We start from the raw sequence: 12,747 nt of genomic DNA, 5'->3' as shown, positions 1-12,747 counted from the left end.
CCCCCCATGGAACAAGTTCTCTTCGACTACACCCGCCAAGGCGGCGCCGGCCTCAGTTGCACCGCCCAAGCCTGGGCCAAGACGCCCGCGCCGCTGAACCCCAGCCAAAAGCAGGCACTCAAAGCCCGCGCGGCCGAGCTGCTGAAGGCCAAGAATGCGGTGCTGGTCGCGCATTTCTATGTTGACGGCGACCTGCAAGACCTGGCGCTGGAAACCGGCGGCTGCGTGTCCGATTCGCTCGAGATGGCCCGCTTCGGCCGTGACCATGAAGCCTCGACGCTGGTGGTCGCCGGCGTGCGCTTCATGGGCGAAAGCGCCAAGATTCTGAGCCCCGAAAAGCGCGTGCTGATGCCCGATCTGGACGCCACCTGCTCGCTCGACCTGGGCTGCCCGGCCGATCAGTTCGCCGCTTTTTGCGACGCGCATCCGGACCGCACCGTGGTCGTCTACGCCAACACCAGCGCGGCCGTCAAGGCACGCGCCGACTGGATGGTGACCAGCTCCTGCGCGCTGGAGATCGTGTCCGCCTTGAAGGCCGAGGGCAAGAAAATCCTCTGGGCGCCGGACCGCCATCTGGGCCGCTATATCGAGGAGCAGACCGGCGCCGACATGCTGATGTGGGCCGGTGACTGCATCGTCCACAACGAGTTCAAGGGCTTGGAGTTGCAACTGCTGCGCGAGCAGCATCCGGAAGCAAAGATTCTGGTCCACCCCGAGTCGCCGCAAAGCGTGGTGGCGCTGGCCGATGTGGTGGGCTCGACCTCGGCACTGATCAAGGCGGTCGTCGAGGGGGAGGCGCAGGAATACATCGTCGCCACCGACAACGGCATCCTGCACCGGATGCGCCAGTTGGCCCCGACCAAGACGCTGATCGAAGCGCCGACGGCAGGCAGCAGCGCCACCTGCAAGAGCTGCGCCCATTGCCCCTGGATGGCGATGAACGGGCTGCAAGGTCTGGTCGACTGCCTGGAGCGCGGCCTTCCTGAAATAGAAATTGACGAAGCCACCCGCGTCAAGGCGCTGGGCTGCATCGAGCGCATGCTGGACTTCACGGCCAAGTCCAAAGCGGCGGCGGCAGGCCTGGTGCCCGGCATCGGCGCGGCTTGAAACGATGACAAATAGGCGGCCGGATCAGGGCATTTCAGCGGCCCGCTGAGAGCGAAAAGCGTTTATCGTGTGGGAATCTCTGACGGAGGCTTAGCCAAATGACCCAAGACTTCAGCTCGATCTACAACCACCACGAACGCGAGGTGCTGGGTGCCGTGATGGCCCTGGCGCCGCAGTTCCCCGCAGTTGCCGCCGACAGCGACCTGCTCTGCGACGTCGCCTGCGTGGCGCTGAACCGTCTGCCACCGCGCTATATCCGCCACGCGGTCGACTTCTTGTTCTACCTGACCGAGCATGAACGGCGCGAGATCGACTCCGCCATCGACGAGTCGGTCGGCTATGCGTTCAACTTCGTGCAGGCCAGGTTGGCGCTGCGCGCCAAAGCCTAAAGCTTGCGCAGCCCCCGCTCGGCCATCAACACCGTCGGAAAGCTGACCGGCAGCGTCAGCGGATAGTCGCGGCTGTAATGCAGGCCGCGGCTCTCATGCCGCAACAAGGCCGAGCGCACGATCAGCTCGGCGCAGTCGACCAGATTGCGCAACTCCAGCAGGTCGCGACTGACGCGGAAATTGGCGTAATAGTCATCGATCTCGCCGCGCAGCAAGGCGATCCGGTGCAGCGCCCGCTCCAGCCGCTTGGTGGTGCGCACGATGCCGACATAGTTCCACATCAAGAGCCGTAGCTCATCCCAGTTATGTGCGATGACGACCTGCTCGTCGGCGTCTTCGACCTGGCTTTCGTCCCAGCCCGGCAAGGGCGCGGGCTCGCTCGCGGGCTGGGCCAGAATGTGATCGGCACAGGTCTGACCCAAGACCACGCATTCCAAGAGCGAATTGCTGGCCAGCCGGTTGGCGCCGTGCAGGCCGGTGTAGGCGGTCTCGCCCACCGCATAGACGCCGGGCAAGTCGCTGCGCCCGAGCAGATCGGTGACCACACCGCCGCAGGTGAAATGCACCGCCGGCACGACCGGGATCGGCTGCTTGGCGATGTCGATGCCGAGGCTCAGGCAGCGCGCATGGACGGTCGGGAAATGCTCTTTCAGGAAAGCCTCGCCCAAGTGCGTCGCGTCCAGCCAGACATGGTCGACGCCATGCTTTTTCATCTCGAAATCGATCGCGCGGGCGACGATGTCGCGCGGCGCCAACTCCATCCGGTCATCATGCGCGGCCATGAAACGGCCGCCGCCGACATGTTCGGGCAGCTTGAGATAGCCGCCCTCACCGCGCAGCGCCTCGGTGATCAAAAAGCTGCGCTCCTGCGGGTGGTACAGGCAAGTCGGGTGGAACTGGATGAACTCCATATTCGCGACCCGACAGCCGGCCCGCCAGGCCATCGCGATGCCGTCGCCGGTGGAGGTGTCCGGGTTGGTGGTGTAACGGTAGACCTTGCCGGCGCCGCCGGTGGCCAGCACGACCGCACGCGCCGGCAGCGCTTCGACGCGCTGGGTATCGATGTCCAGCGCATAGATGCCGTAGCAGCGCGGCTCTTCCTCGCGCTGCACATGGCGCGAGGTGATCAGGTCCAGCGCCATCCAGCGCTGGCGCAGCGTGATGTTGGGGTGGCGTTTGGCGGCGGCCAGTAATTGGTCGTGAATGGCCTTGCCGGTGGCATCGGCCGCGTGCGCGATGCGGCGCACCGCATGGCCGCCCTCGCGCGTCAGGTGCAGGCCCAGCGGGCCGTCGTCATCGGGAGTGAAAGGCACGCCCTGGTTGACCAGCCATTCGACTGCGGCGGCGCTGCGCTCGGCGATGAAGCGGGCGGTGCCGGCATCGACCAGGCCGGCGCCGGCGTCTTGGGTGTCCCGCACATGGGACTCGATGCTGTCATCGCTGCCCAGCACACCGACGATGCCGCCTTGCGCCCAAGCGGTGGCCCCCTCGGTTAATTCACGCTTGGCCAACACCACCACCGGCGTCGTATCGGCCAGATGCAGTGCCACCGTCAAACCGGCCAAGCCGGCTCCCACGATCACGACTGGGGCGACAGGCATCTTTGACTTGGCAGCAGCGGCAGCATTCATTCGTGGGCTTCCGGCGCCGCTTCGAGGGCGCCATGCAGGGGCAGGAGGCTGGATTCTAAAGACAGGCGTTATTTCAAGATCAGATCGACCCGGCTTGCCGTGTCAAACGGGCGGCAACTCCGAGGTAAATGATCCGGCTGAGCCGGTCTGAGTTCAATGGTTTGGCGGGGTTGCATGGTGGCGTGAGCACCGCAGCAACAGCACACCGGGATGTCAGCCGCCTTTGAACGCCGCCTCAATAGTCTCCCGCAGTTCATAGTCCTCGAATGGCTTTGCCAGGTAGCCTGCGGGCTTTGCGAGTTCGGCCCTGGCACTATTGGCATCGCCAGAAAAGGCACTCAGAAATACAGAGGCCACATCAAATTGGGCGCGAATGACCTGGGCCGCTTCAATACCGTCTATGGCGCTGGCCAGATGCACATCCATCAGCACCAAATCGGGCCGCAATTGCCCCGCCATCTTGATGGCTTGCTCGCCGGTATGCGCCGGGCCAAGCGGCTCGTAACCCAAATCGCACAGTTGCATGGCAATGTCCCGCGCGATAAGGCGTTCGTCTTCAACCACCAGAATTCGGCGCTTGATCATGGCGGCATCACCAATGCTGCGGGCGCTTGCACGGTAAAAACGACATTGAACCGAACGCCCTGACCGGCTACCGAGTCTATGACCAAGATGCCTCCGAACTGATCGCTCAGGTCGTGGACCAGTTGCAGGCCGAGCGAGGTTTTTCGCTTCTCCTCAAAATCAGCGGCCAGACCCACGCCGCTGTCTCTCACGCACAAGCACCAGCGGTCATCAGAGGGCTTGCCCTGCTCATGGGCAGGCTGCAACTCCACGCGCACCTCACCTGCACGGCCCTCAGGAAAGCCATGCTTCAGGCAATTGGAGATCAACTCATTAAGCAGCAGTCCCGCCGCCGTGGCCTGATCCATGCCAACATTGACCGAACCCAGGTTCAAAGCAAGCCGCACCAAGTCGCCGTGCAACTCTTGGCTCTTGAACGCCTGGGTGGCCACTTGGCCCAGATAAACCCCCAAATCCACCGATGCAAAGGTGCCCGAGCGGTACAGGGTCTCATGCAACTGCGCCATGGTGCGGATACGACCTCGCATGGATCCGAGCACCTCCTTGGTATCGGCAACTGCGCTGCGTCCAGCCTCCAGGCGCAGCAAGCTGGTGATGACCTGCAGGTTGTTTTTGACGCGGTGGTGAACCTCCTTCAACAGGGCTTCCTTCTCACGGAGCGACGCTTGCAGCGCTACTTCATTGTGCTTTTGCTCGGTGATGTCCCAGTTGCTTCCCACCATACGCAGCGCCAGGCCATCGGCATCGCGTTGAACCATCGCGACGGCGCGGATGTTTCTGACAGTTCCGTCGGGACGCCGGATGCGGAACTCGGTGTCAAACTCCCCTTCCCCCCGTATGGCGCGCTGGACTTCTTCATCGCTGCGGGCTTGATCCTCCGGATGAACGCTGCTGTGCCACGCTTCGTAAAAGTTGGCAAACTGAGTTGGCGCGATGCCGTAAAGCGCATACATGGCGTCATCCCAGACAATTTTGTTGCCGACAATGTCGTAGTCCCAAATACCTACTCCGCTGGCCCGCGTAGCCAGCGCCAAGCGGTCGGCAATTTGTCTTTTCGCCTCATCCGCTGACTTCGTTTCGGTAACATCCTGACAGGTGCCGAGGGCTCGCACCGGCAGTCCCTGAGGGTCGCACTCGATGCGCCAACGCTCTTGCACGTATTTGGTGACGCCGGTGGCGCTCACAATCCGATGTTCGATTGAGTTAGCGCCCTTGTGTCCGAGTGATTTGAGGAAAGCAGCATCTACCGCTGCCCGGTCATGCGGATGAACGAACTCTAAAAATGCCGGATGCGAGGCCTGAAATGTCTTGGCGTCAAGATCAAAAATCTTGTAGGTCTGCGCCGACCAAATCACGTCCAGACTGGTCAGGTCAGTTTCCCAACTGCCGATGTTTGCAACAGCCTTCGCGTCAAGCAAGCGGGTTTCGCTTGCCTGCAACGCATGCTCCGTCAGCTTACGTTCGGTGATGTCCAACACCAGCGCGACAAATCCAATTACCTTGTCATTCATCCGGTGAGGAAAGTACCGGACCCAGAGCCAAGCAACCGCTCCATTGGGCTTGATCAGTTTTCGTTCAAACGATTGTTCTATGCCCTCAAGAGCCAAGCGTATATGCGGCTCATTCTTCTTGAACAATTCATCGCCTTGAAGGTTTTGAATCGTCCTTCCGCGCATTTCATCTTGGGTCTTTCCAAACCATGCCTGGTATGCAGGATTGGCAAATCGGCACCGAAGATGCTCGTCCCAGTAGCCGGCCATTCCCGGCTGGCTGGCGGCTATGACTTGAATGATGGTTTCGACACTCAACTCGGCAGCCGCGCCAGCCACAGCCTGTTCGCCCATCACGGAACTGCCGGCGGGATCGACCGGCAAGGCAGGTTTGAAATCATTGGGCTGCTGGCTAACCGTTGCCGGCCTTCCGTCTTGAGTGCTCATCAAGAGATCCTCAGAAATTTCGACAACACCTGTTGCCCCAATCGCTGCAAGCGCCGGCCACGATGCATGGGGGTGGAGACATCCAAATAGCTGTAGTCATTATGATGCCGGGCCGCTTACTCGACAGTATTTGGGTGGCTTGATGTGTCGATTTGGTACGGAGAGTTGCAAGGATGCACGGCGGACTGAATGCCCGGCATGGACGCAACCATGGCTTCCAAATTCGGCCGATGATCAGGCCTGTTGGGCAGGCTGACTGATGGACTTAACAGCCCTCCACTCCCTTTTGAAGTTGCTGAGTAGCATAAAGAGACCGAGGCGCGTGCGCAGCGGCAAGCGGCATGGGCTTCACTGTCAGCCCACAAATCAATCCGCTACCCCACATCCCCCCGCTCCCACTCCGGCGGCGCCCACAGATGCTTGAAGGCCAGCCACCAGGACCCCTTCTCGCGCAGCTCCCGCCGCATGTCCTTCAGCATCGCCGCCCATTCATGCACATTCAGCCAGATCAAATTGTTGGTCGGCACCGGGTGCTCCAGGCCGTAGTCGACCGCCTCCTGCTCCGGCACAAAGCTGCCGAACAGGCGGTCGAAAATGATCAGCGTGCCGCCGAAGTTGCGGTCTATGTAAACGGGGTTGCGGCCATGATGCGCGCGGTGGTGCGAGGGCGTGTTGAACAGCCATTCGAACCAGGCCGGCAGCTTGCCTATCCATTGCGTGTGCACAAAGAACTGATAGCCCAGATTCAAGGACAGCGCGAACAAGACCCAATGCGGCTCGAAACCCAGCCAGACCATAGGCGTGTAGAACAACCAATTGCCGGCGATCGCATAGAACCAGCTCTGCCGCAGCGCGGTGGTGAAGTTCATATGCTCGGAGCCGTGATGCACAACATGCGCGCACCAGAACCAGCGGATGCGGTGGCTGGCGCGGTGAAAGCCGTAGTACAGCAGTTCCACACCCATGAAGAGCGCAAAAAAGGTCCACGGCGTGATCTCTATGGTCCAGAGGCGGTATTGATAAACCCACTGCATCGCCGGGATCACCAGCACGATCACCAGAACCAAATCGACAAACAAATAGCTGCCACCACTGTTCATGCTCATGAAGGTGTCGCGCCAGGAGTAGATGCCGGGCTGTTTGCGAAAACGCCAACTCTCGATGGCAATGCAAAGCATGAACAGCGGCGATAGCAACAACAGGGTCAGGTCGCGCGGATCAAGATGCTGACGGAAAAGGTCGAGTGCGGTGTCCATTTTTTGAGGCGTCCTTTGATCTACGGCGACCGCGGCAATGATCCAATGTTTTGCACCACCTGGCCTGAGTTTCGGAGCCAAGTTTGCCGGCCTGCAGCGCTTCTCTACATATGCTGAGTCCGGTACTCGCTCGGCGACTTCTGCGTGCGACGCCGGAACGCGCGGCTGAAATTGGCCGCGTCCTGATAGCCCAGGCGCTCGGCAACTTCGGCCACCGTCATCCGGTTATTGCTCAAGAGCGTGCAGGCCCGGTCCAGCCACAGGCCGTCGTGCAGCTCGCTGAACAACACGCCCTCCTGCTTGAGACGCCGGTCAACGGTGCGCTCAGACACGTCCAATTGAGCCGCCAGGCCCTTCAAAGTGACCGGCCACTGCTCGGCCTGATTGATGATTTTGCACACCACCTTGACCCATGAGGGCTCGGTTTCGGCGCTGGGCAATTGCTTGTTCAACTGCTTTTCCACGCCGGCGACGATGTCCGGCGAGGGCATGGGCAGGGGCAAAGCCAGCAAGGCCGCGTCCATGCTGACGATGACACCCGGCGGCGCGTCCGGGGAAAAATGAAATCGCGTGGGGCTCAAGGCGAGATAGCGCTCGATGTGCTCCGGCACCCGCATCGCTAGGCGGACGTCATAGGGGCGCATACGCTCGCCGAGCAATAACCTCATGGTGGTGTGCGTCGCCACGGCCAGCACTTCCTGATAGAACCAGACTCTGTCCTGGCTCATTGACCCGACCGGCGCGAACTCGGCGCGCCCCATATTTTCGCTGCGCCGGTAGGCCATGCTGAACGCCGCCGTCAGATGGAATTGCTGGCGAATGGCCAAACTCCAGACCGCGTGGATATCGGGGCTGCCTATCAAGCCGTAGCCAAGCAAACCATGCGAAGTTGGGGTCAGGCGCAGGCCAAATTCAAATGCCAGATCCTTGCGCTGACTGAGCTCAGCGGCCGCCACATAGATCCGCTCGGCTTCGGCCAAGGTGATGCGCAAATTGCGTTGCTTGCGGTTGAACTCGGCCTGATCCAGCCCGGCGCGCTCCAGCACGGATTCGCGGCCTATCCCCCAGGACTCCAACAGAGTCAGCATTTGCAAGGCGTAACGAGAGGGCGCGGTGGGCGTGCGTTGGTTCATCTTTATTGGCTTCAAGACAAGGCCGGCGCCGGCTTTTGGGGGCGCCGGCCTTGTCTCGGTGTTTATCCTAGTTTGTCGTCATTTGACTGACGAATGGCAGATTGTGACAAGAGAGAAAAATATCGCTGGCTCAATAATCGGCACAGCCTGTTCCACACCCAAAAGGACAGCGTTAAATCGACCCGCTGTTCGCATCCAGATGTCGGCGATTGTGAATTGCCCGGCACGCACCGAAGAAGGAAATATCTGATGAAAAACCCTCGCTCGACTTGGGCTGCGACCGTGTTTTCCTTGGGGCTCGCCGCCTGCGGTGGAGGCAGCTCCACTCCCAGCCCGGCACCAGCCCCTGCACCTGCGCCTGCCCCGGCACCCGCGCCGACCCCGGTGCCGGGCACCGTCGTGACTGCCGCGCAAATGAATTCCGAAGACCTCAACACGATCTTCTTCAGGGCCAGGGAAGGAGACACCATCACGCTGCCGGCCGGCAAATACCTGTTCAACCGGACCCTCAAACTCAGCGTCAACAAGGTCACCATCCTGGGCGCCGGCAATGGCAGCGATCCGGCCAGCAACACGATTTTGTCCTTCAAGGGCGCGGCCGAAACCAACGGGCTTGAGGCGCGCTTCGTCAAGGGCGTAACCCTGCGCAAATTCGGCGTCGAGGACGCGGTCGGCGACGCCATCATGGTCTCCGACTCCAGCGATGTGTTGATGGACACGGTGCGCGCCGAGTGGATGACCGACCCGGTCAAGACCTCGCGCATGGCTTACGGCCTCTACCCGGTGGCCTGCGACAACGTGCAGATCATCAACAGCAAGGCGATCGGCACGCGCGATGCCGGCGTCTATGTCGGGCAATCGAAAAACATCCGCGTGGTCGGCAACGAGGTCTATTACAACGTCGCCGGCATCGAGATCGAAAACTCGCGCAATGCGATCGTGGAAAACAACGACGTGCACGACAACACCGGCGGCATCCTGGTGTTCGCCTTGCCGGGCACCTACCGCTTTGCGACCAACGACGGCACCATCGTGCGCAATAACAAGGTTCACGACAACAACCAGCCCACGGCCGCCAACGCCACCGGCTTTGTCACCGCGGTGCCGCCCGGCACCGGCGTGATGGTGCTGGCTTCGCAAAACTCCGAGGTCAGCGGCAACACGATCACCAAGCACAAGACGGCGGCGATTCTTGCAATCAGCTTCCAGGCCACCCAGATCGCCTTCGACCCCAAGGTCTACGACCCCTATCTGCGCGGCTTCTACGCCCACGACAACAGAATAGACGACTTCGGCAGCGCGCCCGCCGGCGCCTTCGCCGACCCGACCGGATTAGGGGCGGTGGTGGACGGCATGTTCGCTTCGCTGAAGAGCAATAGCTTGCCGCAGCGCTTGCCGGCGGTGATCTGGGACGGCATTGTCGACCCCGCCACCGGCAGCACCGGCAGCCAGGGCCAGGGCGGCATGTACAAGGGCAACAATCAGATTTGCTCGAAGACTAACGTCATTGACACGCTGACCGTGGCCGGCATGATTTCCTACGAAAACCTCGACCTGGACCTGATGGCCTTGCTGCAAGGCTTGTCGGCCGGCCCGAACTTTCCCTTCCCTGCGCGGATGAATTGCAGCATCAGCATGCCGGCAGTGACCGGCCTGCCTTGAGTTCGAAGAAGGCCACAAACGCCCAACGCTCACAGGAAACCGGCCAGCGCAGCGCCAAACAGGAAACATAGTCATGAACATCAAGCACATCAAATCAAACCCGCTCGCCTGTATCGCCAGCGTCGGCCTAAGCCTTGGCCTGCTGACCCTGCTGGCCAGCTGCGGCGGCAGCGATAACAACGCGGCCGTGGAGCCGACCCCGCCGCCGGTCGTCCCCACAGTGCCAGCCACGCCCGAGGTGAAAATATTCGACCAGAGCACCGCGCCCGACAAACTCTCGGACTGGCACTTGGTGCTCAGCGACGGCAAGAAGATGAGCCTGAACAAGGGCGTATTGCCTTATGACTTGAACACGGCCTTGTTTTCGGACTACGCGTTCAAGCTGCGCAGCATCTATGTGCCGGCCGGCAAGCAGATAACTTACAAAACAGACGGATCCATCGAGTTCCCGATCGGCTCGGCGATCACCAAGACCTTCTACTACCCGAAGGCCACCGGCACCGATGCGACCTATAGCGCTGTGGCCAGGCAGAACCAAACGGCGCAAGGCGACTCGATTGATCTGGCCAACAACCTGCTGGTCGAAACGCGGATCCTGGTGCTGCAACCGAACGGAACTTGGTCGGGCCTGCCCTATGTGTGGGATGCCGATCAAAAGGACGCCAAGCTGAAGATCGGCGGCGCCGACGTCAAGCTCGAGTTGGTGGGGGCGTCGGGCGCGAACGAGAAGTTCGTCTACGGCGTGCCGAATGCGCAGAGTTGCCAGCAATGCCACTCGACCCAGTCGGCCGGCGGCCAAGGCATCCTGCCGATCGGCCCCAAGCCGCGCAACCTCAACAAGAACTATGCCTACAGCGCCACGCTGACCAAGAACCAGCTGGTTTACTGGGACGAGTTGAAGCTGCTGTCGGGCTTCAGCGGCATTGCCACTGCACCCGTCAACGCCGACTGGCGCGATACAACTCAAACCATTGAAGCCCGCGCCAAGGCCTATCTGGACGTCAACTGCGCGCATTGCCACAGCAGCCGTGGCGCGGCCTTCCAGACCGGCCTGATGCTGGACATTGCGACCGTCGGCAGCAGCAGCCCGTCGACCTCGCAATGGGGTGTGTGCAAAAAGCCTTTGGCCTACGGCGGGCCCGGCGGCGCCTATAAATACGGTATCGAGCCCGGTCAGGCCGACGTTTCCTTGCTCGCCTACCGCATGAGCCATACCTCGACCGGCGACGTGATGCCGGTGATTGGCCGCCATGTCAACCATACCGAGGGCAACACCGTGGTGCGCGACTGGATCAATCAGCTGACCCTACCGGCCTGCCATTGAAGGCCACCGAACGCCATCGAATGCCACCGCCGCAACCGCTTTTAAGGCACTGCCTCTAAAACTGAAAAAAACGTGGGATTCAGGCCAAAAGTCCAGGATTACCCGCTCAAACGGATCGCTTTCAAGCCCGAAGATAGGCTGACCCCATCAGCAGCGAAGACGCCAAACCGTTCAAAAAAAGAACCGCCCGGCGCAGCTGCCAGACATCAGGAGACATAGACATGGCCAGACCCAGCAAAATCAATTCCGGACCCCGACACCACGCCCTGGCAGCCTTGATTGCGAGCGGCTTGAGTTTGCTCTTGCCGGCGAATCAAGCCCAAGCCGCCGGCTACCGCTTTGGCACCCAAAGTGCTGCCGGTGAAGGCACGGCCAACGCGAATGGGGCCGAAGGCGCGGATGCCAGCACCATTTTTGCCAACCCGGCGGCAATCACGCGACTGTCCGGTTGGCAGTTCTCCGGTGTGCTGGACTTTGTAAAGCCGAATGTCCGTTTCACCGATCAAGGCTCAACCATCGCCCTGCCCGGCTCGGGCTTCCAGCCGGTGCCTATCTCCAAGGCCGGTGAGTCGCAGTCGCCCACCAATAGCGTGGTCGTGCCCCATTTCTACGGCAGCTACAAATACTCCGACAGCATGGCTTTTGGTGTCGGCGCCTTTGTGCCCTACGGCGCCAAGCTGGATTACGAGCCGAGCTGGGGCGGCCGCTACAACCTGAATTCGGTCGAGCTGAAGTCCTTCGCCATCAATCCCAATATCGCCTGGAAGCCCAGCCAGTCCTTGTCCTTGGCCTTCGGTATTACCGCCCAATACATGGAAGGGGACTTGAAGCGTGCCACGCCCTATGGCTCGGCGTATGCAGCCGGCTTGCTGGCCGCTGCGGGCCAAGCCGCCGCCGGCGGTGCGCCGGGCCTCGCCTTGCAACTGCGCCAGCAGGCCGCCAAGGTCTTCGGTGATTCGGCTTATGACGGTTCGGTTCATGTGAGCGGCAACGATTGGGGCTTCGGCACCAACCTCGCCTTGTTGTGGGAGATCGACGAGCAAACCCGTGTCGGCGCGTCATGGCGCAGCAGCATCTCGCACAAGCTCAAAGGTACAGGCGACTGGACCCAGCCGAGCAATCTGCCGCCCGAAGTGCTGGCCGCCATCACCGGCAAGCCGGGTGACGGCCACAGCAAGCTTGACCACAATGATTCGGGCGCCTCGCTGAACGTGAAGACGCATGACTCGCTGTCCATGAATGCGTTCCGCCAACTCGACAGCCGCTTCGCCGTGATGGCCGATGCCACCTGGTACCGCTATTCGACGCTGGAGACGCTGCGGATCAACTTTGACAGCACGGCCGCACCGTCGATCACTGCCGAGCATTGGAAGGACGCCTGGCGCGTCTCCCTCGGCGGCAATTGGAAAGTTGCGCCCGCCCTGCTGCTGCGTGCCGGCGTGTCGTTTGACAAGAGCCCGGTTGACACCGTCTACCGCAGCCCCGCCCTGCCCGACTCCGATCGCACCTGGTATGCGCTGGGCGCCAATTTCGCGATCAACAAACAGGCCAGCGTGGATCTGTCATTCGGCTATGTCAAGCTCAAGGACGCGCCGATGAGCGCCACCGACGATGCCGAAGGCGTTGTGCCTTGCAGCTGCGCCTACTCCACCGTGCGCGGCAATTACGAAAGCTCGGCCAAGACCGTCGGCGTGCAGCTGAACTATCAGTTCTGAGCCCGCCA

10 protein-coding genes are annotated in these 12,747 nt (G+C 61.4%); 5 read left to right on the top strand and 5 right to left on the bottom strand.

Annotation, left to right across the window (positions count from 1 at the left end):
* Positions 1-6 precede the first annotated feature (6 nt).
* Complete coding sequence (gene nadA, locus LNV07_RS02265; RefSeq protein WP_263569534.1) at positions 7-1,107, top strand: quinolinate synthase NadA; 1,101 nt, start codon at positions 7-9, stop codon at positions 1,105-1,107.
* Between the two features lie 98 nt (positions 1,108-1,205).
* Entirely contained in the window at positions 1,206-1,496 is a 291-nt protein-coding gene (locus LNV07_RS02260; protein ID WP_263569533.1) for a late competence development ComFB family protein, read from the top strand.
* Here the strand turns inward: LNV07_RS02260 and nadB are convergent.
* The 5 genes from nadB to LNV07_RS02235 form a co-directional block, all read right to left on the bottom strand.
* Positions 1,493-3,097, bottom strand: a complete 1,605-nt coding sequence (gene nadB / locus LNV07_RS02255; protein ID WP_263569532.1) for an L-aspartate oxidase — start codon at positions 3,095-3,097, stop codon at positions 1,493-1,495. The genes LNV07_RS02260 and nadB overlap by 4 nt on opposite strands.
* 243 nt (positions 3,098-3,340) lie before the next feature.
* On the bottom strand, positions 3,341-3,712 hold the full coding sequence (locus LNV07_RS02250; protein ID WP_263569531.1) for a response regulator: 372 nt from the start codon (positions 3,710-3,712) through the stop codon (positions 3,341-3,343).
* Positions 3,709-5,649, bottom strand: coding sequence for a PAS domain-containing protein (locus LNV07_RS02245; protein WP_263569530.1), 1,941 nt, complete (start codon positions 5,647-5,649; stop codon positions 3,709-3,711). Before LNV07_RS02245 ends, LNV07_RS02250 begins: the two co-directional genes overlap by 4 nt.
* Positions 5,650-6,023: 374 nt before the next feature.
* Positions 6,024-6,905 carry a sterol desaturase family protein gene (locus LNV07_RS02240; protein WP_263569529.1) on the bottom strand — a complete coding sequence of 294 codons (882 nt, stop codon included), beginning with the start codon at positions 6,903-6,905 and terminating at the stop codon, positions 6,024-6,026.
* Between the two features lie 104 nt (positions 6,906-7,009).
* A complete protein-coding gene (locus LNV07_RS02235) occupies positions 7,010-8,038 on the bottom strand; it encodes an AraC family transcriptional regulator (RefSeq protein ID WP_263569528.1) in 1,029 nt (342 codons plus the stop codon).
* Positions 8,039-8,287: 249 nt separating this feature from the next.
* Between LNV07_RS02235 and LNV07_RS02230 the strand changes: the two genes are divergently transcribed.
* The 3 genes from LNV07_RS02230 (at position 8,288) to LNV07_RS02220 (ending at position 12,739) form a co-directional block, all read left to right on the top strand.
* Complete coding sequence (locus LNV07_RS02230; RefSeq protein ID WP_263569527.1) at positions 8,288-9,700, top strand: parallel beta-helix domain-containing protein; 1,413 nt, start codon at positions 8,288-8,290, stop codon at positions 9,698-9,700.
* A 73-nt stretch (positions 9,701-9,773) separates the two neighbouring features.
* A complete protein-coding gene (locus LNV07_RS02225; protein ID WP_263569526.1) occupies positions 9,774-11,024 on the top strand; it encodes an SO2930 family diheme c-type cytochrome in 1,251 nt (416 codons plus the stop codon).
* A 221-nt stretch (positions 11,025-11,245) separates the two neighbouring features.
* Positions 11,246-12,739: an OmpP1/FadL family transporter gene (locus LNV07_RS02220; protein WP_263569525.1), complete on the top strand. Its 1,494-nt coding sequence runs from the start codon at positions 11,246-11,248 to the stop codon at positions 12,737-12,739.
* Positions 12,740-12,747 lie beyond the last annotated feature (8 nt).

This window comes from Roseateles oligotrophus (assembly GCF_025717515.1).
GTDB classification, from domain to species: domain Bacteria; phylum Pseudomonadota; class Gammaproteobacteria; order Burkholderiales; family Burkholderiaceae_C; genus Paucibacter_A; species Paucibacter_A oligotrophus.
This window is presented reverse-complemented; position numbering and strand designations above follow the sequence as displayed.